Genomic DNA, 23,872 nt, shown 5'->3' with positions numbered 1-23,872 from the left:
GTTTAAAATCAATACTACGAGGGAATAGTAATTGACTTATTTTTTTAGGTTGTTTTTTATTTCTTCAAAATGATTCTTAAAAACATTATCAAATTGTAAAGCTGGTCCACTGATTACACCAAATCCTTTAGATTCAACGTAAAGAGCGTAATCCATCCCAGCGACAAACACACAGACAAATCCAGAATCATTATCTCCAGCACTCAAGGATTTCGCGTAATCATCTCCCTGCTTAACGCCTTCTTCAGGTCCAGAAAAGCTTGATGCTACAAGTTGACTATTGTAATAAATATGATATCCAATTGAGTTTCTCAAAGCAGATGATTGATCCTTCCAATTTTTATTCATAAACTGCCCACTCTTGGCATATATGACCAATTCACGCATTGTTAATTCTAGCGCCTGCTGAATAGAGTAAAGCGTATCATTGATAATTTTTTGATGGTAATCATCGATGTTATTTTTAGTCCGTTTGAATCCCATCGTATTTATCATTTAATTTGTGACCTGATAGTATTCCGGATTTCAAACCTTTTTCGGTAGGTTTTCCTTCTTCATCCAATAAACCTTCTTTGATAAACATCTTGATTGTCTTGTCAAAATCCATCTGTACGAAATCAAAGAAATCCTTATTGAATTTTATTTGCTCATTGGAAATATTGTTAGCTTGTATTTTTTGAAAAAATTCATCTGTGAAATCAAAGAATTCTTGACTGTAATTATTTTCCATTTTTTTTAAATTTGTAATTATTGATTCTTACTTTCCTCAATTTTTGAATTCTGATGATTTTTTGCATCAAAAATCCGTTAATTTAAGTGCTTGATTTATAGTGTTTTAATTTTGAGCCACTACAATAAAATACTACAGAATTATGTAACTATTTATAAATCAGTAGTATTTTGTAGTCTGATTTGGACTTTAACCATTAGATCATATTATACAATAGCTCTGTTTTTTGCAGGTTAAAATCTCTATCATACTGGAATAGATGGGTTATATGTAGAGTCCCTCCTTTTTCTTTAGCCATCTTAAAGATAGCATTTACCGCTTCGAATGCAGTGTTGTGCAAATCATAAGCTTCCTTTGCTCTTTCTGTTTCGAGAGAAACTTCAAACTTTGATCTTATAGTCTCGAATGATTCTTCTCTCACTGTGATAATTCCCTTTTGTACAGTAAAGAAATCCGCAGAATTAATCCCATTATTATAAATAAAGTCATTAGAAACAATTTTGCTAATTGCCTTGAGTACTTCGGTTCTCGCTTCGGTTCTGAACTTTAATGGTCTTATCTCTGGGTATAAAGAATCGCAAAATTTTTCAATATTCTTTTTGTAGATAAAAAGATTGTTTAATTGAGCATCAGAGAAATTAATCTCGAACTCATTTTTGAGATCTATAATCTCCCCATTTAATTGTGCTGCTGCTTCTCTGATTTTCTCACATTCTGCATTGTATGCAGCCTCGTTAAAGTTTAAAATAATTCTTTCCATTTTAATAATTTTCTTCTAGGTGTTTAAGATGTTCTTTCATTTCCTCAGGTGTGAGTACACGCGCTTTTATTTTGTGAGTCACTTCTTGCGGCGCCTCGCCAAACATATAATTTCGAAAATCAGCAAGAGCTTTGCTTCGGGTGTTTTTATCATTCAATTCAGTAATGATCAATCGAAGAGCGAAAGGTGTTTTTTTATCAGTTGCAATTCGTTTTAATTCCGCCTCGGTTGCGTTGAAAATTAAAGTGTAAGTTTCGATCAGTTCGTTCTTTTTCAATGGCTGGATGCCTTTCTTCTTCAAAGCTTCATTGATGATTGAGAAAGATTTCCTATTTGCTCCTGACCGGTTTATGTTCTGGGGATTGTTCTGAAATCCTCCCGTACCGGTTAAATTTTTTTCTCTCATTCCTGACCAGTTTTAAAGTTTCTTACCTACCAAGGAATCGTTTCCTTGGATGTAGTTGTTTATAGCACGGTCCAACGCAGATTGACCTTTTTCGAAAAACTCATTTCCATCATTCTTCCATTGGTCTTTGGCTCTGTTCTGTTCATCCTTAAAATCATCGGTTACCGGATCCTTTTCTAGTAATTTCGGATCAGATTTTAAGGATAATTGATTGATTTTCTCCTGTAGCGGTCTCATTGCTTTTTCGATCTCTTTTTTAATTTCGTCTGTTGTCATTTTATGGTTGTTTTTATTTATTTATCGGTTGCTTCTCGGTTGCTTTGTTTTTTAGTATGGTGTCGAATCATTAAGAAAGTATCTCCCCAGACCCGTAACATCTATTATATTCTTTAATCTCATTATATTGAGCAAATCTTTCGATTGAATTGCATCAAGTTTTTCAATTTCGATTAATTTTCTAATCATAATACTCTCTTCTACACTGTCCTGCTCAGGAATTATTTTTTTCGCAAGATCTTTAAGGACGTCATCCGGAAAAATTGCATATTCCAGGACCACTTTTAAATTATCGGAATTTCCGACTTTGTCAATTGAATTTGTAACTAATTGATTTTCAGAATTACCATTTATAGTGGTAATTGCTCTTTTTTCCGCAAAGTGGTTTTCACTCACTTTGGCTTCTAATTCGTCCAAAACTGCATCTGCAAGATCATATCCTTTAGGTTTTCCATCTAAAACTTTACTGATGGTGATATTGAATCCCATATCATTAAGACGCACACTTACTTCGGTCCAGAAAGCTTCCCCAGCATCGGGGAAGGCCATAATTTTTTTTCCTTTAATTGGTTCTAGGAATTCATAATTAAAGTTTCCTTTTCCACCAGTCGCAAGCCATAAATAAGATTCATCGACTATACTCATTACTATTGCTGTTTTCTCGCTTTCTACAAGCGCAATGGGCTTTTTATTACCGGGCAATAAGTGAGAACCAAATAAGCATTGTTTGTGGTTAAAATCTTTCATTTTTAGAATGGTGTGGATGTTTGTAAAATGATTGAATGGTTCTTTTACTCTTTTACCAGTCTCAGGATCATACAGCATTACTTTTCCGTATCTTACTCGTTGCAGATTATCTATTTGCCAAAAAACTGTTGCACCTGTCCAATGTTTTGCGCTTCCTACTTTTAATAGATTTACTTTTTCATCAACTGAGTCAGAATCAAACTTTGACTTTAGAAATTTAATTAAATTATTGTTTTCGTTTTTTGATGACTTTTTAACAAATTCTATCGGGTGGTAATCAATCGGTTTCGGAGGTATTAAATTTGGTGTGAATGGTATTTTTTCCGAACAATCAAAAAACTTAGCACAAGAATGGCAGAAACCCTGTTCAGGATTCTCTTTGCTGGGTGCAAATTTTCCATCTTTATTGCTCTTACCACAAGGACAAAAGGGCGCTGTTTGTGTTCTGTTTCTGACGAATTTCGTTTCCATTACTTAATATATTTTTGTAATAAAAAAGGTTTTTATTGACCTACATTTACTTCATCAGCTACATAGACAACATTTCCTAATGATAATCTTTGAGTTTCAAATCCTACCATTCTAAGGCGTTCAACAAAAGTTTTCATTGATAAAGATCTATTTCCGTTTTCTTCTGAAAATTCTTTGAATGATTTATAGAGATCTTTTAAGGGTATTGGCTTTGTTCCAGGTTTTATGTCTTGATCAATCATAAACATCTGCACCGGATCTGATTGTGTCCGATATTCGTTTAATGTCTCCTTTATTTCTTCTGAAGGCGTAAATTCTTTATTTCGTAAAAGAGTGGTGAGGCCCAATAAGGCCCAATTCAAAACGCCTGACAGTTCACTATTGATGATTTTTCGAGATAATTCTGGGTCTTGATTTTCCTCGGAAATTGTTTTATCAAAATGAATAATTAGAAATCTTCTAAAAAAAGCATTCGTTTGTTCACCTATCAAAAATCCGTTGGTGTTAAACATCAATTTAGCATAATTCTTAATTGTAACTGGTTCGCAATAAGGGCTGCGAGCCTCTATTGGTTCACCGCTCGCAAGCTGTTTAAAAATAGCTGCCTCAATATTGTTGTTGATTTCACTAGAATAATTAAGAAGTTTGTTTGCAATCTTAGCTCGGTAGTAACCGTTTTCATTTGTTAAGGACGATAGAGAAAAATTACTTACGTTGTGGTCCCCAAGTAAAGCAGTCACGATATCGAAAAATACAGACTTTCCATTTGCACCGGTTCCATAACAGAGTAGAACTTTTTCTAACTTTAGTCCGTTTCCGTGTCTCATAAAGATATAGCCTAAATACTCGCTAATTACTTTCTGTTTCTCAATGCTTAATACTTCATTCAGGAAGTTATTAAATATTGGCGCGGTTGCTTCTGGGTCATAGTTAAATGGTAGAACATATGTTAAAAAATCCCTTGGTAAATGGTCGCGCAAATTGACCCCATATTGAGATATTTCGAGAGTTCCATTTTGGAGATTGATAAGTACAGATTCTGTTTTTGTTTCCGGTTTTGGAAGGTGAGCAACTGAAAAAAACTGTTTTACCATTTTACTTCGAAAATCGAAATATGATGCATCGTATTTTGGTACTCCCAGAGTTTTTGCACAATCTCCTAAAAATCTTTCCAATTCATTATCCTCTAAGCTTTGCCAGTAAACACCATTGTAGGTATATACTATGTTGTTGTGTAAGCAAAAATCTAATTTCAGATTTTCAGCTAACTGCAGAGTTTTCTCAATCGCTATTACGATGTAGTTTTTCTGCTGCAGTTTTAGTTTAGAAATCTTTTCCGCAATCTTAGTCTTTTCTTCTTCATCAGCATTTTGGTGTTTTTCTCTGAGCTCAATAACAACTGGGAAGACTTCCGCGACGAAATCCGCGGGCTTTAGGTTTTTAATTATTTCAGATAAAATCTGATTTTGATTTAGGCTTTGATCCTTGACCGTTTCTCTTTTAGGTCTTATTTCGTCAACAATTCCCATATCTTAATTTTTATTGTTAAGAGGAATTAAAGCTTCCATTATTTCGGAATATTTGAAATATCGGCGCCCTTCTAAACCGTGTGCTTGTATTATGCCTTCTTTTTCCCACTTCCATAGAGTAGTCCGGTTGATATCCAGTAGCGCACACGCTTCTTTATTGGTTAGAAGTTCTTTCTGAGGAACTGAGCTAACGGACTGGAATTTCGATCCAAAATCAGAAAGTAACTTTTCAATTTTTTGTTGAGATTCCAGAATGTTGGAAACGATTGCAGGGACCTGTTCTAATGTAGGTTTCATAGGTTCGGTTTTAAAATTGTTTAAATCCTTCCTAAGCTTGCAGAAAATTTGTAATTTTGGAGAGTCTGATTTGGAGGTTCGAATATTCAAATCAGTATAATTGAGGGAATTATCTCTTTTTTCTGCCTGGCTTCGGTCAGGTTTTTTGTTTTACTTAATACAAAGGTATAAATGATTGTTTCTTTATTTGTGTGAAAAGTGTGACAGCACACCTTTTTCGATTTCTATATAAATTTTGTATTTGTTATGGGTAATATCTTTTTTTATGTCATCAATAAAGCTGCATCCTTCTTCATAATCTCTGAGGTGCTCATATACCTTATTGATGTTCCTGTTTCCGTAGATTGAAGCTAAGACCGGTTTTAATGGCATTCCTTCTTTGATAACTCCTTGGTCGATCAACACGAAAATTAAGATAGCCTTCCGGATTTGCGAGAAATTTTGACTTTCAATGAATTTAGCGTATCCTAAGAAACTTTCGATTGTCCTTTCGTCGTAGTCATGTATTGTAAAGTCACAAAAGTTATATTCTTTTTCAATTATTTCCTTCGGATAGATACCTAAAAGGGCATTTGATAAAATATTTATTCTCCTGTCGATTTCTGCTTGAGGTAATCTGGTTTTAATCACATCATTTTGAAATAAGGATTTGGTCACTTCCTGATCTTTTGCAATTGCGAATAATGGAACGGTTTGCTCAGTAATATAATTTATTATTGAGCGCTGGTTGCCGGCTTTTAATTCTAAGATATTGCGCTTAATATTTTCGACATAGTAATAGAATGATAATTCTTCTCTCGAATAATTTATCTCCTTTGCAATTTCAATGATTTGCCTATCCAAGTTCGACAAAATTGTATTTTCAAAATCCGTTGATTCAGTTACAACATTTTTAAATCGATCCGGCAAGCCAGTTTTTAGGTAATCCATAATTATCAATTTTTACTCGAAATGTAGCTAATGTAGAAAATGTAGGCTGAAAAACAACTTTTATTTTGTTATTCACAGCTGAAATTTCAGCCATTCCCACCTTCAACCATTTCCATAAAAACACGAATTTGTGTTTTTATGATACCTCAAATTTGAGGAGTCAACAAATCTTTGTAGTAATCGGCTGAAATCTCAGCCGATTCCATAAAAGCGTGAATTGTCGTTTTTATACTTCCTCAAACTGAGGTAGGTCGGCTCAATTTTGAGCATACCCATTAAAATGTACAGTTGCACTTTTATCATCTGCACAGCTTTGTGCGGATCTATCAGTCTTCCTCCCGCTTTCATACAATTGTGAAAACGCTCAAATCTTTAACTTCGTTGCTCTCGACAAACTTGTCGAACCCTTTATAGTTAATATTTTTTAATTTCCAAAAGGCTAATCTGCCCTTTGAAATACGTCTGTCCAATTGTGGACAGATCTAAAATTTGAGGTTTACCACAATTTTATGGTAAACCATCAGACTATTATTTTCGTTTTATGAGCGACATAGTGTTTTTCTATGTCGCCTGATTTACAGTGTTTTGGCGAGTATAAAAACACCTTGTCCAATTGTGGACAACCCTTGTTTGCTGTAGGCCTACTATAATGTGGTTTTTGGCCGTATTTAAAAGGTGAGTTTGAATCACATTATAAAACCATTCATTTCGCGAGGGATTTTCTGATTTTTGATTTTATCTTGTGTTCATTCTCTTTATACAGTTGCTGCAGCTTGTCTTTATCAATCAAGATTTGCCTGCCTGCCTGATACAATGCTCCATCTATATATCCTGTGTTTTTTATCCGCTGTGCTGTCGTATTACAGCAGTTGAGGATCTTTGCAATTCCAGCAATTCCGTAGAATTCTTCTTTTTGCTTTGGCGGTTCCAGCTGACTGACTTGTTGCCGAAGATCTCGAACTTCCTGCAGGAGTAGCGCCAAAGCTTCTGGCAGATTATTATGAGTGATTTCCATTACGCAGGGCAGTATTTATTACTGTATCTGGATGCAATATTTTCTCCTGGATAAATTGCTTTTCTTAGTTTGTTTACATCGATTACAATATTACTAAAATGATCAATTTCCTTTTTTGCAATACGTAACATTGAAGCCATCTGAGAAGCCTTTCTGTAAATTGCTTCTTCACATAATGGTTCATCCAAATATTCATTCTCGGAAATATCCACTGCATTATCTTCAATCACAGATAAAAGATTATCGATATTATAAATTAATTCCTCGCTATACTTGTTTTCAATCTCGTCAAAATGTTTTGCCGGAGAATGTTGTAAGGGATATGAAATAATTTCTTTGATTGATAAAATTCTATCAAGAGAGACATTGTATAGGTCCTTATTTGTAAGGCAGTCATAAACAAGGTGTCCTTTCTCTTTATTAATGCTATAAGGAACCATTCTAACGATACCAATACCGGAAATTTCCATCAGATATTGATTTCCTTTATTAAATTTTAAATCATCCAGGAGTACATTTGAGTCTATATACACGTAGCATCCTTCCTCTGTTTCCCAGAGCATTTTTTTAACATTTGTTTTCATATTGTTTTGTTTTAAAATATTATTGATTGATTTTTGTTTCTATTCAAACCCAGCATCCCTGAATTTTGCTTTGGTGATTTCAGCTCTTTCAAGGGAATTGAGTCGATTGTAAACTTCTACCATCTTATCGCGTGTGTGTCCAGTTATTTTCCTGATCGAATCCAGATCTACATTGTTAATGAATAATGAAACGAATGTCCTCCGGCCAACGTGACTTGTGATCACTTCATTCTTTGGAAAAAAGCCTACAATTTTCCTGTACACCGTTTTGCCATTGACTATGACCGGCTGTCTATATTTTGGAGCGAAAACCATATCTGTTATTTTTGCTTCCTTGCATACAAGCTTTATATAATCATTGTACTTCTGATCACTAATTTTCCTAGGAAAGTTCCCATCCCTTTTGTTAAGGATGCTTTCAACTTCTTGAAATAAAGGAATCGTTATTTTAGAACCTGTCTTTTCTTGGATGATTGGAAGAAACTTACTTCCTTTTTCGTCAGTGATAATTTTATCAAAAGTGAATTCCATTAAATCAGATACTCGCTGCGCGGTCCAACAGCTAATCAAGAGCCAATCTCTGGCGTTGTCAAGGTAATTGTTATCAAACACAACTAATCTTATTGCTTCCAATTCTTCCCACGTTAAATAAGGATCATCTGCCAGGTCTTTTGCTAAGTCAGGGAAATCCTTTGTCAGTTCCCACCATTCCGGATCATCAGACACATTGATTTTCTTTCTCTTTGCATATTTCCAGAAGTCTTTAACATTTCCGATAGTTTTTCTGATATACGACCTTTGATAATTGTTTTTGTCAAGATAACTCCCAAAATCTTTTTTGAATCGATCATCAATATCCTGCATTCTTAATTTAGGATTAAACCCAGACACTAGATTTCTGGTTCTTTTATAAACTTTCTTCGTGCTTTCTGTTATCCCGATATTCATATCGCAATAATAATCTACGAAACTTTTAAAATCAGTCGGGATTTCGTTCGTTTTATTTTGTCCGGTGAAGAATTCTACAAGCTTTGTTTCAGTCAATCGATTGTTATCCAGTAGAGAATTGAAGTAGCTGATAAAATCCTGCTCAAAATCAGAGAATTTTTTATTAAAGTCAGCAATTGCATTCTGGCGCTGTATTTTAATTGGCGCGCTATTCTTAAGCTGACTTTCGACTTCATTTAGTTTCATTCTTTTCTGAACTTTATCCCAGCTATTAACATCGACCTTAAAATCTGTTGGCCGGATAACTTTTAGATCGGAACCGTGCGTTATGGAGATATAAATTTTCTTTACATCCTTTGTACCTCTGAGAAAAAAACTGTAAGCCATTTTTTGTAGTAATTGTTCTACTACAAATGTAAAATAAAAATTGAATTGTAGTAATGTTTGTGCAAATTTCTTTAAACAACAAGAAATATCAAACAACACTAAACTACTATATTGGTGCTGATTAACAGACAGTTAATGTTGTTTTTAAAATGAAAATTAAATGAAAAAAGGCACTCGCAAGAGTGCCTTTGTTGTGTAGGTTGTGGAGTTGGAGGGATTCGAACCCTCGTCCAAACAAGCAATACATAAGATTTCTACATGCTTATTTCGCTATTGATTTTCGAGCTCAGGCAGAGAGCAAACACCCAACCTAAACCTTATCTTCTGAGATTTTCGAATCTTGGTCGAAGTGCCCAAAACCTTATTTCTGCATTGCTATGCCCCAGGATCAAACGCCGCAGAACAGAGCGTTTGTGAGACATCTTGCTTCCTTACTATCTTCGGGAAAGCGCTGGATCCTACTAAACTTCGGATTAAGCTGCAAGAGCGAACTCTTCGTTGCCAGTTAAAAGTGTGTAGCAAGGGATTTAAGAGATCGCGCTACGGTTCTCTGCATGCTTACTTACCCATTGACCTTGCTGTCGAAACCAGTCAACCCCAATTTTTAAATAAGACGACAAATTTACAAAAAATTAATTTACCAATCCAATTCCAATCACCACTTATCATTTATAATTCATCAATCATCATTCATCATTCATCAATATTTGGGCGTACCCCTCGCCAAACTTTCCCGCAGCTCGGGTCGGGCTGTCCGTTGCAATCTTTTTGTCTTTCACCATCGGTCTAAGAAAGACGCTTCCACAAAGACAAAAAGGATTTCCACTACCATCCCTTACGCAGCTTCGCCACAATTTAAGTTTTGTCCATTTCCAGAACATTTCAATAAGAACAAAATCCATAGTTGATAAATCTGCACAATTTGCCAAATCAGCGAGAGATTCCCAACCCTTTGTTGAGCGAAGCGTCTTTGCGAATCTTAAAAATATTTTCAGCAATGATAAAAAATGCGGACTTTGCGTTCAAATTATTAACGGTTCAAATTGTTGTCAGAAAAATTTTAACAAAACCAAAACCTCCAATTTCTAAAAAAATCACAAAACTCCTTAAAGTCGGTTAAACTATCAATCCAAAGATCCCCTTCATATAATAACTCGATCAATTAGAATTAATTTTGCACAAAACGTAGAATCCGTGAAAATCAAATTACTGTCACTCATCATATTTCTTTTCTTCATCAAGGCATTTTCCCAGTCAGACTATGTGATGGGAAATATCTCCAATGAGAACGGCGACAAATTGCCCAATGCCAGCATCGTGAATCTTCGGACCGATCAGGTGGTCGTTTCGGATTTTATGGGAAACTTCGTCATCGCAGCCAAGGCTTCTGACGAACTGAGGATTGCACGACAAGGCTACGAACGTAAAAATCTGATCGTAAACACAGAGAATTTCTCAAAAAGCATGGACGTCAAACTTTTCACGATCCCATTAGAAATAGAAGAGGTGAAACTCACATTCCGCCCAACAGGGATCCTTAAAAAAGATGTCGCCAGACTCAACCCGCCACCCAAGGTGACTGCGCTCAATATGGCGATAAACAATTATATGAGGACGCCGCCAAATGAAGTGTCACCATCAGCAAAAGTACCTTCCTCTTTCCAACAGCCCAATCTATTGGCAGGACAAATGGATATGGTAAAACTGGCTGGCGTTGTAGGGAAATTATTGGGGAAGGCCACACAATCGCCCAAAACCACCGCCAATTATTCTGAGAAACAGGAGTTTTACAAACGTGTGAAAGCCGTGGTCAATTTGGATTACTATACAGAATACGGTCTGGACGAATATGACTTTGATGTTTTCCTGGCTTATGCCGACGATCAGAAAGACCTTTCCAAGAATTACAGGAACAATTTCAACAAGGTGGCGATAGAAACCCAACTCAAAGTCGTGTTTGCGGAATATATCAAGACGCACAACTTCTCCAAGAAGGTGACAGAAGGTTAATATTTTTAACCATTTCCATCTCCATTTTTCGTGAAGCCGACCTTGTGCTTCTATTTGTTTAACTGTTTTGATGCTTTGTTATTGGGTTTTTTCATCATTTGTTTAATTTAAATTTGACAAGTTAACGCTGTTAGAGAATTTCAAATTATCAAGAATTCCCTATCCATCCACCTTTTAACATAATGTGGAAAACTTTTGCCGATGATTGTCAGTTTTTTGACTCATTTCCTCATTTTGCCCTTTCATTTATAGACTTCAATTTCTATTTTTGTAATCACTTAGAAGATAAAAATAACGCATTTCTCAGGCAGAAATATTCCGTTACGATTCATTATCTTTTCATAGAAACTAATTAATTGATAAAAACAGCTGATAATGGGAATTTTCGATAAAAGAATAAGCTACAAACCTTTTGAATATCCAGAAGTAATGCAATTTGTAGAGGCTATCAACAAGTCTTATTGGGTACATTCAGAAGTGGATTTTACAGCCGATGTTCAGGATTTCCATTCCCAGCTTGAGCCTCACGAGAAAAACGCGGTCAAAAATGCTTTGTTGGCGATCGCACAGATAGAGGTCAATGTAAAAACATTCTGGGGAAATCTTTACGACCACCTTCCGAAGCCGGAACTTAATGGTCTGGGTGCCACTTTCGCAGAATGCGAATTCCGCCATTCCGAAGCTTACTCCAGATTGTTGGAAGTGTTGGGTTACAACGACGACTTTATGGAAGTGGTGAATGTTCCAGCCGTAAAAGACAGAATCGAATATCTTGGAAAAATGTTGAAAAACGCCAATTCTCAGGATCCGAAAGCTTACGTTTCTTCATTGTTGCTTTTCAGTATTTTGATAGAGAACGTGTCCCTGTTCAGTCAGTTTGCGATTATTTTGTCGTTTACAAGATTCCAAGGTTATATGAAAAATGTGTCCAACATCATCGCCTGGACTTCTGTAGATGAGCAGATCCACGCCAATGGCGGGATCTATTTGATCAACAAGATCCGTGAAGAACAACCTGACCTGTTGACAGATGAAGACATAGAAGCGATCTATGACCTGGTTGACGAATCTATAGAAATGGAATCTAACATTTTGGACTGGATCTTCGAGCAAGGCGAATTGCAAAAAGTTTCTAAAAAGAATCTATTAGATTTTATGAAATACAGAGTAGATGACTCTTTGAAAAAAATAGGTGTTAAAACAAGATATAACGTTTCTCCGGAAGATTACCGTCCAATGGTATGGTTCGAAGAAGAAGTTTTCGCCAACTCTATGGATGATTTCTTTGCAAAACGTCCGGTAGATTACACAAAACACGATAAGAGTATTACTGCGAACGATTTATTTTAATTTATGCCAGGAAGCTGGATGTCTGAAGCTGGCGAGTCGTAAACTTTTGATATCAGCGTTGTCATCCTGAACGGAGTCGAAGGACTTTGTATCCAACAAGTACATCACATTGCCATTCTGCAGGAAATTAAACAAAGCTGTCGAGATTCCTACGAAATGACAAAACTGAATAAAAATCCTTTCAAAGTTTCAAACTGAGAAAGGTGTAAAAAAGAAAATTTTGAGAAATGTTTTTAATTCTTGGAGTTTTCTTTTTTATGTGAAATCGTCAAAAATGGCGAAGCGCGCCCCGGCTTGAGTGGAGCTCTTTTTCTGGCATTGCGATGTGGAAATGTTCAATTGGATAGCTTCACATCGTTCGCAATGACAGAAAAAAGCGGGAACGGAAGACGGATGAAGGCGCCCAAAACCTAACAAAGTGGTTCGACGTAAGTCAAATAAAATTAATAAGTTGCTAATTCCCTAAAATATAAAAGTTATGATGGACGAAAATATAGATATCTGGTGGCTTAACGAAGAGTCTGAACAAATGCTGAACAGAGGCTACCTTTTGAAAGGTGAAACTGTAGATGGCGCAATCGACCGTATTACAACGGCAGCTGCAAAACGTCTTTACAAACCGGAATTGCAACCGGCTTTCAAGGAAATGATAGTGAAAGGCTGGATCAGTTTCTCTTCTCCTGTTTGGGCGAATATGGGAACACAACGTGGTTTGCCGATCTCTTGTTTCAATGTTCATGTGCCGGATAATATCGAAGGCATCACGCACAAGTTGGGCGAGGTGATCATGCAGACGAAAATCGGTGGTGGAACGTCCGGTTATTTTGGAGAATTAAGAAACAGAGGAACTGCGGTGACAGACAACGGAAAATCTTCCGGGGCGGTTTCGTTTATGAAATTATATGATACAGCGATGGATGTTGTGTCGCAAGGTGGTGTAAGAAGAGGTGCTTTTGCAGCGTATCTTGACATCGACCACGGCGATATCGAGGAGTTTTTGAGTATCAAAGATATCGGAAGTCCGATCCAAAACTTGTTTACAGGAATCTGCGTTCCAGATTACTGGATGCAGGATATGATCGATGGTGATGCAGACAAACGTAAGATCTGGGCGAGAGTTCTAGAAAGTCGTCAGCAAAAAGGTTTGCCTTATATCTTCTTTACGGATAATGTGAATAGAAACAAGCCTCAGGTTTACAAAGATTCCGGATTGATGGTGAACGCAAGTAACCTTTGTTCCGAGATCATGTTGCCTTCTACGGCCAACGAATCGTTCATCTGTTGTCTATCTTCTATGAACTTGGAATTGTACGACGAATGGAAAGATACGAATGCTGTGAAATTGGCAATCTATTTCCTAGACGCGGTTCTTTCAGAATTCATTGATAAAACGGAAGGGAATTATTATTTGACTTCTGCTAGAAATTTTGCAATGCGTCACAGAGCTTTAGGATTGGGTGTTTTAGGATACCATTCTTATTTGCAGAAAAATATGATCCCGTTCGAAAGTTTCGAAGCGACTCAGTTCAATGCAAGGGCGTTCCGTCATATCAAAGAACAATCTGAAATTGCTTCCAAAGAATTGGCAAACATCTATGGCGAACCGGATATGTTGAAAGGTTACGGATTGAGAAACACGACTTTGATGGCCATCGCGCCAACGACTTCAAGTTCAGCAATCCTTGGACAAACTTCTCCTGGAATCGAGCCGTTTGCTTCTAACTACTACAAAGCGGGTCTTGCAAAAGGAAACTTTATGCGTAAGAACAAATATCTTGCGAAATTGCTAGACGCAAAAGGTTTGGACAACGAAGAAACTTGGAGAACGATTATGCTAAACCACGGTTCTGTACAACATCTTGAAGGTTTGTCTGATGAGGAAAAAGCAGTATTCAAAACGTTCCGTGAGATCTCTCCAATGGAGATCGTTTCTCAGGCGGCTCAAAGACAACAATATATCGATCAGGCGCAATCACTTAACTTGCAGATTCCATCTACAATGCCAGTGAAAGATGTGAATTATGTGATGATCGAAGCTTGGAAGAAAGGTGTGAAAACTTTGTATTACCAAAGAAGTTCATCGGTTTCTAAGGAAATGATGGTCAACTTTGTGAGTTGCTCGGCTTGTGAGGCTTAAGAATAAAAAAAATGAATTAATAATTGAACCACAGAATTTTCTGTGGTTTTTTTTGTTTGAATTTCTTTGGTGAGTTTTACGTCTTTGCGAACCCTAAAAACAGATTTATATTCCAAAAAATCTTTGCGGACTTTGCGTTTAAAATAATTAAAACTTTTCCCTAACTTTAAAGTTCTAAACTAACTTCTAGTTTCTAACCTCTAACTTCTTACAAAATGAAATTCGGACAAGTTGCAGATCCTTCACAGATAGATTTTACATTGCCAAAAGACCATCCTCAAACCAAATTCATTCTCGAGCACAATAAGAAAGGTTTGGAGAATATCTCCATTGGTTGTGCCAAGTGGAACAAGACCGACCTTAAAGGCTTTTATCCCAAAGGAACTAAAGACGAACTGACTTATTATTCCACACAATTCAATTCGATTGAATTGAATGCTACATTTTATGGAATGCCAACTGCCGAACAAGTTAAGACCTGGAAAGAGAAAACACCAAAAGATTTCAAATTCTTTCCGAAAATTACCAATACAGTTTCCCACTTCCGAAGATTGTTGAATATAACTGATGTTGTCACGCAGTTCGCTTCGGCAGTTCTTAATTTTGATGAAAAGTTGGGAATGGTTTTCTTACAGCTTCATGATAATTTCAAGCCAAAAGATTATGAACGACTGGAGAAATTTGTAAAAGATTGGCCAAAAGAAGTGCCCTTGGCGGTTGAACTCAGAAATACGGAATGGTTCACCGATGAAGAGGTTTTCAATACGGTTTGTGAATTGTTCGAAATGAATAACATTACCAATATCATCGTCGATACAGCAGGAAGACGAGATATGCTTCATATGCGATTGACGACGCCGAATGCTTTTATCCGTTACGTTGGTGCCAATGCCGACAGCGATTACGAAAGATTGGAAGATTGGCTGAAAAGACTGACCAAATGGAAAAAAGAAGGACTTCAAAACTTATATTTCTTCGTCCATCAAAATATTGAAAAAGCATCGCCACTTTTATCCGCACATTTAATTGAAAAAATGAATGAGGAATGGAAAACGGATATTCATGTTCCTGTCATGGCGGACGGTCAACCGACTTTATTTTAATCGATTCAAAGAAAAATAAAAATTCCCTTCAGTTCGAAGGGAATTAATTTTTTTCAAAAATTCCCCTCCCTTGGAGGGGCGACGAAAATTCAAAGAATTTTTGACGGGGTGGCCTAAGCCAAAAACTTAAGCTCTTTATCCTTGAAATTGTTATTTTCAACCAGTTTGTTCATCGCCTTCATCGTTTTCTTACGAAGTTTGGCAAGAATGCGGACATTTTTGTCCTCACTGTAGTCGAAGATGTTGTCTTCAAAAGAAAAGACATCACCTTTTTTGAAACTGATGTTGTTTTCCTTTAACTCTTTCAAAAGCATAAGGTTGGTCATCACCTTCAGAGAAGTGCTTTCCGCCGCTTCCATATATTTTAAAGATTTCAGAAGCTCTTTTTTATATTTTTTCTTAGAATTCATATTGTAGATATTTATTATTTTTTTTAAGGTCATATGTTATTGCATCACACTAATGAAAGTTTGAATTTCCAAAAGATGTCAAATTATATTAACTAAATGTTAATCGGCGAAAGTTATAAAAATATCTTCAGAATTTCTTATTTTTGACAAAAATAAATCTAAAATGCAAGACCCGATCTTTGACCTCATTGAAAAAGAAAGAGAAAGACAAACCCACGGAATCGAATTGATCGCTTCGGAAAATTTTGTTTCCGAAAATGTGATGAAGGCGATGGGAAGTGTACTAACCAACAAATATGCAGAAGGCTATCCTGGCAGACGTTATTACGGCGGTTGCGAAGTGGTGGATCAAGTAGAGCAATTAGCGATCGATAGAGCCAAAGAGCTTTTCGGCGTGGATTATGTGAATGTACAGCCACATTCTGGTTCTCAGGCCAATGCGGCCATCTACCTTTCCATTTTGAAGCCCGGCGATAAAGTGATGGGAATGGACCTTTCTATGGGAGGACATTTGACGCACGGTTCTGCAGTCAATTTCTCCGGAATTCAATATGAAGTTTGTTCTTACGGTGTTCAAAGAGAAACTGGTCTGATCGATTATGACCAGATGAGAGAAGTGGCTTTGAGAGAAAGACCAAAAATGTTGATCGCTGGATTCTCAGCTTACTCCAGAGATTTGGATTATGCCAAGTTTAGAGAAGTGGCAGACGAAATTGGGGCTACACTTTGGGCAGATATTGCACATCCGGCTGGTTTGGTTGCAAAAGGACTTTTAAATGACCCATTTGCACATTGCCACGTGGTGACGACTACAACGCATAAAACCTTGAGAGGTCCGAGAGGAGGAATGATCATGCTAGGAAAAGATTTCGAAAATACCTACGGGCACAAAACACCAAAAGGCGAAACGAAACTGATGAGTGCCGTTTTGGACAGCGCCGTTTTTCCAGGAATCCAAGGTGGTCCTTTGGAGCATGTGATTGGTGCAAAAGCGGTGGCATTTGCTGAAGCGATCGATTCTAAATTCGAAGTTTATGCTAAGCAAGTTAAGGCCAATGCGCAGGCATTATCAAAATCAATGGTAGATAACGGTTTCGAAATTGTAAGCGGCGGAACGGATAACCACTTGATGTTGATCGACCTTCGTAACAAGAATGTGAACGGAAAAGAGACCGAGAAAGCATTGGTAAAAGCAGACATCACTTGTAATAAAAATATGGTGCCATTTGATGACAAATCGCCATTTACAACTTCCGGGATCAGACTGGGAACTGCAGCAATTACAACAAGAGGATTAAAAGAAAATGATATGGCAACTATTGCTAATTTAATTTCAGAGGTTGTCGATAATATTACGAATGAAGAAGTTTTAGGTTCAGTTAAAAAGAAAGTGAATGAATTGATGGAGGGTCACGCACTTTTCAATTATTAATAAAATTTTAAACTTGACAATAAAAGAATGGACAATTTCGTTCATTCTTTTTTGTTTGAATACCAATGGAAAAGAAATCCTACACTTTTGACGAGATCAAACAAAAGATGGTCAACTACTGCGTCTATCAAGACCGTTGTCATGCTGAGGTAGAGCAGAAGATGAGAGATTTTTTACTGATTCCGGAAGCGAAAGATGAGATCTTTCTCTACTTGATGAAAGAGAATTATCTGAATGAAGAACGTTTCACGAGAAGCTATATTCGAGGGAAGTTCTATATCAAGCAGTGGGGAAGGAACAAGATCAGGATGAATCTGAAGCAAAAAGGGATCAATGAAAAATTGATCTCAAATTCTATGGATGAGATCTACGAAGAGGATTATGAAAAAACCCTGGCCAAGCTTTATCAAAATTATTTCTCCACCCAAAAAGGTTTGAAGGACTACCAGAAGAAAAGCAAAACGATCAGACATTTGATGTCCAAAGGCTACGAATATGACGTGATCTTGGAAGTTTTTAATAATCAGGATATTCAAAGTTAAATTAAATTAATATTGTAATTAACACATCAAAAACAAATTATTTTCTTAAAATAAATAAAAAATTCATAATTTCGTCCCAAATTAGCTCAATTTAAAGTTCATGAAAAAACTTATTCTTATATACACGCTCTTGTTGTTTGGGTTTGTAGGTGCGCAGTCTATAAAGTATGGTGTGACGGGGAGTGTGCATAAAAGCTCAATGCCTGGGATCCATGGCGTTGGAAAACCTGCTTGGGGTGGTAATATTGGGGTTTTTGCAGACTTTGCATTGGTGCCAAATGACATCTATGACTCTGCTTGGTTGTATTTCACACCGCAGTTGGAAGTTTACACCATGGGTGAGAAAGGTGATTGGAACGAGGATAAGATCAACTACCAAAAGTACAGCAATGTCTATGTAGGCGTACCACTTTATATCAAATATTATCTAAAGAATCAAGGCTACAAAGGCGATATTTACTTTATGGCGGGTCCCAAATTGGAGTTTTTGGCAAGCGAGAAAACAGATGAAGGGAATGCGGTAAATGAAGCCTTGGCTGCTGGAAAAGATCCAAAATTATTTGGTCTGGGTCAGAGAATGAATAAATTCAGTTACGGACTTTCTGTGAAGGCAGGTGCTAAGGTGGCTGAGTCTTTGGAGGTGTTTATTAGATTTGATAGAGGCTTTGCAAAGATCTACCCAGATTACACAGCTCAGACCACATACAATAGATTCCTGGCAATTGGCGTTAGTTATTACTTAGGGGAGTCGTATTAACGTTAAAATATTACTGTGAAAGTTTTTTGTACTTTTGCAGACTTAAAATGAAGAAACAAATATTTCTATTGCTGATATTCTTTTTGGCTTGTTCTTGTAAGCCCAAAGAGAACATGATCTACATGAGCAATCACAACTTCGAGCAGGAAGTTAGCCAAGCCAGATATACTGGGCTGAAAATTAAAGAAGCGGATGTTTTGGATATCAAAGTGTCCGCTTTTGACGAGATAGCGGTTAAGCCTTTCAATTTAACTTCAATGGCAACAACCAACGATCCCAACCAAGAGGGTAATGCGGGTGCTGATGGGCAATATACGGTTTCTCCGGAAGGTTATGTCGTGATGCCTGTATTAGGACGGGTGTATTGTTTGGGAATGACAAAGAAGCAGCTGGAAACTGATATTGAGGAACGCTTAAAGGTCTATTTGACAGATCCAAGGGTGGATATCAAATTGACAAATTTCAGCGTCAGTATTTTGGGAGCGGTGGGAAGTCCTGGGCAAAAGACCACCAACAAGGAAAAGCTTAATCTCTTCCAAGCGATAGCCTTGGCTGGCGATATGAATCCAGCGGCAGATAGAACAAACGTAAAACTGTTGAGATATTCTGAAGAAACACAGAAAGATACCCTGGTAGCTATAGATTTTTCTGATGCCAGCATCGTGAATTCGCCTTATTATTATTTACAGCAAAATGATATTCTCTATGTAGAACCGGATAGAAATGCTCAGATTGCAGCCAATACAACGAATCCTAATAGAGCCTTGTTCTTACAACTTTTGGCAGTAGGCTTAAGTTTAGTGGCTTTAGTTATTAGATTTTCACGTTAATTGTTCACATGGAATTATTAGACCAGGACTTCAGTCCCAATAAAAAGATAAATTTCAAAAAAGAGATTATTCGTTTTTTGAAATATTGGCCATGGATCATTCTGAGCATGGTGGTGTTTTATTTGGCAGCGTATTTTTATCTGAAATATACACAACCACAATACCAATCAAAAACCACATTGCTATTTCAGGAAGCGTCTGGCGGAAAAGGTGCTTTAGGTGATTTGAAGAGTCTTGGGATGGGCGTTAGTGATGGTGATGAGTTACAAGGAGAGGCGGCTATTATTATATCGAAACCGATACTTCAAAGAGTTGGTAAGAATTTAAATCTTGACGTTAGTTTTTTTGTAAAGGGAAAGATAAGAGAGGTTGAGCTATATGACAAGTCACCCTTCAAAGGTCAGATCATCAAGGAAAAGGATGGATTTTCAGGGGCGTCATACTACATAGAACCAGTAGATCAAAATACGTATAAATTATCGGAAGGAAGGTTATTGGCGGGGGATAGATTCCAGTATGGAAGACCAGCTAACTTACCCTTTGGTACTGTGATTATTGACAAAGTACCAAAGATCAGTCCATACAAGCTTAAAGTCATCTTCGGTTCAATGAAGAATGTAGTACGAAGATTAGAGTCTGGAGTAAAGGCTCAAGTCCAAACTGGTTTGCTTATGGATCTTAGTCTGGTTGGCCCGATTCCACAAAAGTCAGAGGATATTCTCAATGAGTTGGCGAGGCAGTATAATATTGATGGAGTAAATGATAAGAATATCGAAGCTCAGAATTCTGCTGAGTTTATTGACAGCCGTTTAGGATTGATCTCCCATGATCTCGAAAAAATAGAAGGAGATAAGGAGAATTTCAAAAAAGCCAATAAGATCACAGATCTTGATGTACAAGCGGGTATTGCTGTCAATCGCTTGACTGGTAATGTTGAAAATATATTTAATCAATCTGCTCAGTTAGAGGTTTTGAATGCGGTTTCGACTTTGGCTGATTCCGGCAAAGAGCAGTTGTTTCCAACAGGGCTAGGTCTTCCTGGCGCAACCGAAACACTTTTGTCACAATACAATGAGTTACTGTTGACAAAAAAAAGAACACTGAAGCAGGCAACCACGGCCAATCCCGCAATTAAGGCCTTCGATAAGGAACTTGCAGAGCTGGGAGTGGCCATTCGTAAAAATATACAGGAAAGTCGTGCACAGATCCAGAAAAGATTGGGGCAGACCAATTATGAAATGGGCGAAGACAAGGCCTCTATCTACAAATATCCCACGCAAGAACGAACCTTTAGAAATATAGAAAGACAAAGAAATCTAAAAGAATCCTTATATCTTTATCTATTACAGAAGCGTGAGGAAAATGCAATTACTTTGGCTGTTACAGCGCCAAAGACAAAAGTGGTAAATCCTGCTTATACGACTGGAGTTGTGACACCTAATTACAGTCAAATTAAAACAGCATCACTGATCGTTGGATTCTTCTTTCCTTTGGCAATCATTTTCTTTATCAGGATACTAGATGTTAAAGTCAGAACGAAAGATGATATTCAGAATTTAGTTCCTAATATTCCGGTGATTTCAGAGATACCATTTGAAGAAAGTGGAAAAACATTGATAGAAAAAAATGACTTTTCTATTTTTGCAGAATCATTCCGGATCCTGACATCCAATATAAAATTTATTCTTCGAGCAAAAGAAATTGACAAAGGTGGGGTGATACTAGTAACATCATCAGTAAAAGGTGAAGGTAAGACCACCATTTCAATGAATACAGCCCTGAGCCTTTCCGGTAGTGGTAAAGTATTATTGATCGGGGCAGATATCCGTAACCCGCAGCTTCACCGTTTCATAAGTAAAAAAACGAAAGGACTTACGGATTATTTGGTTTCAAGTCATGAGACTGTTCATGATTTTATTACAAACTCTGGTTTAGATAAGAATTTGGATGTCTTGTTTAGTGGGGCAAAAGCACCTAATCCAAATGACCTTCTGGATATGAGGAAGTTCGATGATATGATTTTGCTCCTTAAGAAAGATTATGATTACATCATTATGGATTCTGCACCGGTGATGCTGGTGAGTGATTCTATGCATTTGGTAGATATTGCTGATCTGGTAATATATACAGTGAAATCAGAATTTTCGGATAATGAGATGCTGTCATTTGCACAAAGTTTCAGAAAGGATAATCAAATCCAAAATATGGTGTTTGTACTTAATAATGTAAAGCCTGAATATTCTAAATATGGATATAAGTATGGTTATGGCTATTATTCTTACAACAAGCCTAAATCAAAATTAAGGTCTTTGTTTACAAAGAAAAAATCATAAAAAGATTATAATTCTTATTTTAATAATTTTTAGTCAATAATGTAAGTTATTTATTTAATTTTTTTTATGTTTAATAATAATGGCTGATAAAATTTCACATACGCCTTTTGGATACTTTAAGTATTTCTATCGAGCGATGGGTTTCAAACTCATTTTTAATATTTTATTATCGACTCTTTTGGGCTTATTTGACGGTATTGGTCTAGCTTTATTTATTCCATTGCTACAAATGGTAAGCGGAGGACAGTCGGCAGATAAAAACGAAAGTCTAGGTGGGATGACTTTTGTTTTAGATGGATATAAAGCTATGGGTATTCCTGTAAATCTTTTAACAATTCTACTACTTATCGTTATCATATTTACTTTGAAGGGCTTATTAAACTATATCCTCACGATGGAGCAGGTCGATTTACGACAGAAATATATGGTGTCATTACGTCTGAATCAAATTAACCTTCTTAAAAATTTAAGTTACAAAGGTTTTTTAAAGGTCGATTCTGGGATTATACAGAATACCGTTACAGCAGAAGTTGGTAAAAACTTAAATGCGATGATTCAATTTTTGAATACCTCCAAAGCTATTATTTTACTAAGTACATATGTTGTTTTGGCATTTATTGCAAATTGGCAATTTGCAATGTTTATCATTGTTGGTGGTTTTTTATCGAATATGATATTTAAAAAACTTAATAAGCTTATTAAAGAGACTTCGATTCTGATGTCCAAAAGAGGTAATCTTTTTAGTGGGTATATTATTCAAGCAATTCAATCTTTCAAATACCTAAAATCTACCGCCGGGTTTAGTTTGTACACCAATAAAATAGTTGATGTAATGAAAGATATAGAAATGATGAACAGACGAATTGGAAAAAACCAAGCTATTACCGCAAGTGTTAGGGAACCTATTTTAATGGTCATTATTTCAGGTGCTATTTTAATTCAGGTCTATTGGATGGATGCTACTTTAGGCTCAATAATTTTAGCTTTGTTATTGTTTTATAGAGCATTGAACGGATTAATGGGTGTGCAAAGCAGCTGGCAAAGCTTTATGCAAAATGTTGGATCTATAGAATCTATTAGTCAATTTAATTCCCAACTTAAAGAGAATGAAGAATCATTCAACAATAAAGAAAAGTATAATGGCTTTCATGCTGGCATTAATTTAAATAATGTAATTTTCTCCTATGGGGAAAGAAAGGTTTTATCGGATATCAATTTACATATCAAAAAAAATGAGACCATTGCCTTTGTTGGAGAAAGTGGTTCTGGAAAATCAACAATTGCTAATCTCATTGTAAGCCTGATATCGCCTGTTTCTGGAGAGATTAAAATAGATGACAAATCGTATAATGATTTTGATCTGGATAGTTTCAGAAAGAAGATAGGTTATATTACACAAGAGCCTGTCATATATAACGATAATATTTACAATAATGTAACATTCTGGGCTCCAAAGACTCAAGAAAATTTGACTAAATTCCATAATATTATGGAAAAAGTTTCTTTGACAGATTTTATGGAGGATCTATCTGAGAAAGAAGATACCCAACTAGGAGACAATGGACTACTGATCTCAGGTGGTCAAAAACAAAGAATAACAATAGCTAGAGAATTGTTCAAAGAAGTAGATATCTTGGTAATGGACGAAGCAACTTCTGCTTTGGATTCAGAAACTGAAAACTTTATTCAAGATAGTATTAATGAGCTTCATGGCCAATACACGATTATTGTCATTGCACACAGATTATCAACAATAAAGACGGCGGATAAGATCTGTCTGTTAGAAAAAGGAAGGATAGAAGCGGTAGGAGATTTCGAAGAATTAAAATCAATATCGCCGAAGTTCAGCAGAATGATCCAGTATCAAAACATAGCATTAGAAAATTAA

At 36.4% G+C, this 23,872-nt stretch carries 24 protein-coding genes and 1 other RNA gene; 10 read left to right on the top strand and 15 right to left on the bottom strand.

Annotated features, from left to right (window positions below; genetic code table 11):
* Positions 1 to 36: 36 nt before the first annotated feature.
* The 14 genes from AXA65_RS06525 to AXA65_RS06460 form a co-directional block, all read right to left on the bottom strand.
* Complete coding sequence (locus tag AXA65_RS06525) at positions 37 to 483, bottom strand: hypothetical protein (protein ID WP_131797779.1); 447 nt, start codon at positions 481 to 483, stop codon at positions 37 to 39.
* Positions 464 to 730, bottom strand: a complete 267-nt coding sequence (locus AXA65_RS06520) for a hypothetical protein (RefSeq protein WP_063969316.1) — start codon at positions 728 to 730, stop codon at positions 464 to 466. The genes AXA65_RS06525 and AXA65_RS06520 overlap by 20 nt, the downstream gene beginning before the upstream one ends.
* Positions 731 to 926: 196 nt before the next feature.
* Positions 927 to 1,490 (bottom strand): hypothetical protein, encoded by a 564-nt coding sequence (locus AXA65_RS06515; RefSeq protein ID WP_063969315.1) that lies wholly within the window; start codon positions 1,488 to 1,490, stop codon positions 927 to 929.
* Between the two features lies 1 nt (position 1,491).
* Positions 1,492 to 1,896: a hypothetical protein gene (locus AXA65_RS06510; protein WP_063969314.1), complete on the bottom strand. Its 405-nt coding sequence runs from the start codon at positions 1,894 to 1,896 to the stop codon at positions 1,492 to 1,494.
* Between the two features lie 12 nt (positions 1,897 to 1,908).
* Positions 1,909 to 2,172, bottom strand: coding sequence for a hypothetical protein (locus AXA65_RS06505; RefSeq protein WP_063969313.1), 264 nt, complete (start codon positions 2,170 to 2,172; stop codon positions 1,909 to 1,911).
* A gap of 51 nt (positions 2,173 to 2,223) precedes the next feature.
* Positions 2,224 to 3,390 carry a DUF6371 domain-containing protein gene (locus AXA65_RS06500; RefSeq protein WP_063969312.1) on the bottom strand — a complete coding sequence of 389 codons (1,167 nt, stop codon included), beginning with the start codon at positions 3,388 to 3,390 and terminating at the stop codon, positions 2,224 to 2,226.
* A 32-nt stretch (positions 3,391 to 3,422) separates the two neighbouring features.
* Positions 3,423 to 4,919, bottom strand: coding sequence for a phage/plasmid primase, P4 family (locus tag AXA65_RS06495; RefSeq protein WP_063969311.1), 1,497 nt, complete (start codon positions 4,917 to 4,919; stop codon positions 3,423 to 3,425).
* A gap of 3 nt (positions 4,920 to 4,922) precedes the next feature.
* Positions 4,923 to 5,216 (bottom strand): helix-turn-helix domain-containing protein, encoded by a 294-nt coding sequence (locus tag AXA65_RS06490; protein ID WP_063969310.1) that lies wholly within the window; start codon positions 5,214 to 5,216, stop codon positions 4,923 to 4,925.
* Between the two features lie 183 nt (positions 5,217 to 5,399).
* Positions 5,400 to 6,146: a hypothetical protein gene (locus tag AXA65_RS06485; protein ID WP_063969309.1), complete on the bottom strand. Its 747-nt coding sequence runs from the start codon at positions 6,144 to 6,146 to the stop codon at positions 5,400 to 5,402.
* A gap of 703 nt (positions 6,147 to 6,849) precedes the next feature.
* Positions 6,850 to 7,161 (bottom strand): DUF3853 family protein, encoded by a 312-nt coding sequence (locus AXA65_RS06480; protein WP_063969308.1) that lies wholly within the window; start codon positions 7,159 to 7,161, stop codon positions 6,850 to 6,852.
* Positions 7,161 to 7,745, bottom strand: coding sequence for a hypothetical protein (locus AXA65_RS06475; protein ID WP_063969307.1), 585 nt, complete (start codon positions 7,743 to 7,745; stop codon positions 7,161 to 7,163). Before AXA65_RS06475 ends, AXA65_RS06480 begins: the two co-directional genes overlap by 1 nt.
* A gap of 39 nt (positions 7,746 to 7,784) precedes the next feature.
* Positions 7,785 to 9,080 (bottom strand): tyrosine-type recombinase/integrase, encoded by a 1,296-nt coding sequence (locus tag AXA65_RS06470; RefSeq protein ID WP_063969306.1) that lies wholly within the window; start codon positions 9,078 to 9,080, stop codon positions 7,785 to 7,787.
* 200 nt (positions 9,081 to 9,280) lie between these two features.
* Positions 9,281 to 9,679, bottom strand: a transfer-messenger RNA (tmRNA) gene (ssrA, locus tag AXA65_RS06465).
* Positions 9,680 to 9,766: 87 nt separating this feature from the next.
* Complete coding sequence (locus tag AXA65_RS06460) at positions 9,767 to 9,982, bottom strand: hypothetical protein (protein ID WP_131797778.1); 216 nt, start codon at positions 9,980 to 9,982, stop codon at positions 9,767 to 9,769.
* Positions 9,983 to 10,274: 292 nt separating this feature from the next.
* Between AXA65_RS06460 and AXA65_RS06455 the strand changes: the two genes are divergently transcribed.
* The 4 genes from AXA65_RS06455 (at position 10,275) to AXA65_RS06440 (ending at position 15,680) form a co-directional block, all read left to right on the top strand.
* Positions 10,275 to 11,090 (top strand): hypothetical protein, encoded by an 816-nt coding sequence (locus AXA65_RS06455; RefSeq protein WP_063969304.1) that lies wholly within the window; start codon positions 10,275 to 10,277, stop codon positions 11,088 to 11,090.
* A gap of 375 nt (positions 11,091 to 11,465) precedes the next feature.
* On the top strand, positions 11,466 to 12,440 hold the full coding sequence (locus tag AXA65_RS06450; protein ID WP_063969303.1) for a ribonucleotide-diphosphate reductase subunit beta: 975 nt from the start codon (positions 11,466 to 11,468) through the stop codon (positions 12,438 to 12,440).
* A 481-nt stretch (positions 12,441 to 12,921) separates the two neighbouring features.
* Entirely contained in the window at positions 12,922 to 14,577 is a 1,656-nt protein-coding gene (locus AXA65_RS06445) for a ribonucleoside-diphosphate reductase subunit alpha (protein ID WP_063969338.1), read from the top strand.
* Positions 14,578 to 14,792: 215 nt separating this feature from the next.
* On the top strand, positions 14,793 to 15,680 hold the full coding sequence (locus tag AXA65_RS06440; protein WP_063969302.1) for a DUF72 domain-containing protein: 888 nt from the start codon (positions 14,793 to 14,795) through the stop codon (positions 15,678 to 15,680).
* Between the two features lie 113 nt (positions 15,681 to 15,793).
* Here AXA65_RS06440 and AXA65_RS06435 read toward each other — a convergent pair whose 3' ends face one another.
* Positions 15,794 to 16,090, bottom strand: a complete 297-nt coding sequence (locus AXA65_RS06435) for a hypothetical protein (protein WP_034962796.1) — start codon at positions 16,088 to 16,090, stop codon at positions 15,794 to 15,796.
* A gap of 163 nt (positions 16,091 to 16,253) precedes the next feature.
* Here AXA65_RS06435 and glyA point away from each other — a divergent pair, with 163 nt between their 5' ends.
* The 6 genes from glyA to AXA65_RS06405 all read left to right on the top strand — a co-directional run bounded on the left by glyA (position 16,254) and on the right by AXA65_RS06405 (position 23,872).
* Positions 16,254 to 17,522, top strand: a complete 1,269-nt coding sequence (glyA, locus tag AXA65_RS06430; RefSeq protein WP_063969300.1) for a serine hydroxymethyltransferase — start codon at positions 16,254 to 16,256, stop codon at positions 17,520 to 17,522.
* Positions 17,523 to 17,587: 65 nt separating this feature from the next.
* Positions 17,588 to 18,064 (top strand): regulatory protein RecX, encoded by a 477-nt coding sequence (locus AXA65_RS06425; RefSeq protein ID WP_256333766.1) that lies wholly within the window; start codon positions 17,588 to 17,590, stop codon positions 18,062 to 18,064.
* Between the two features lie 100 nt (positions 18,065 to 18,164).
* Complete coding sequence (locus tag AXA65_RS06420; protein ID WP_063969299.1) at positions 18,165 to 18,821, top strand: outer membrane beta-barrel protein; 657 nt, start codon at positions 18,165 to 18,167, stop codon at positions 18,819 to 18,821.
* 47 nt (positions 18,822 to 18,868) lie between these two features.
* A complete protein-coding gene (locus AXA65_RS06415) occupies positions 18,869 to 19,651 on the top strand; it encodes a polysaccharide biosynthesis/export family protein (RefSeq protein ID WP_063969298.1) in 783 nt (260 codons plus the stop codon).
* Between the two features lie 8 nt (positions 19,652 to 19,659).
* The gene (locus tag AXA65_RS06410) at positions 19,660 to 21,984 is read left to right on the top strand and encodes a GumC family protein (RefSeq protein WP_063969297.1); all 2,325 of its coding nucleotides are present in this window, start codon (positions 19,660 to 19,662) and stop codon (positions 21,982 to 21,984) included.
* A 79-nt stretch (positions 21,985 to 22,063) separates the two neighbouring features.
* The gene (locus AXA65_RS06405) at positions 22,064 to 23,872 is read left to right on the top strand and encodes an ABC transporter ATP-binding protein (RefSeq protein ID WP_063969296.1); all 1,809 of its coding nucleotides are present in this window, start codon (positions 22,064 to 22,066) and stop codon (positions 23,870 to 23,872) included.

The sequence above is a fragment of the Chryseobacterium sp. FP211-J200 genome, assembly GCF_001643375.1.
Lineage (GTDB): Bacteria > Bacteroidota > Bacteroidia > Flavobacteriales > Weeksellaceae > Epilithonimonas > Epilithonimonas ginsengisoli.
Note: the sequence above shows the minus strand (reverse complement) of the source record. Positions and strands in the feature narration are given on the sequence as shown.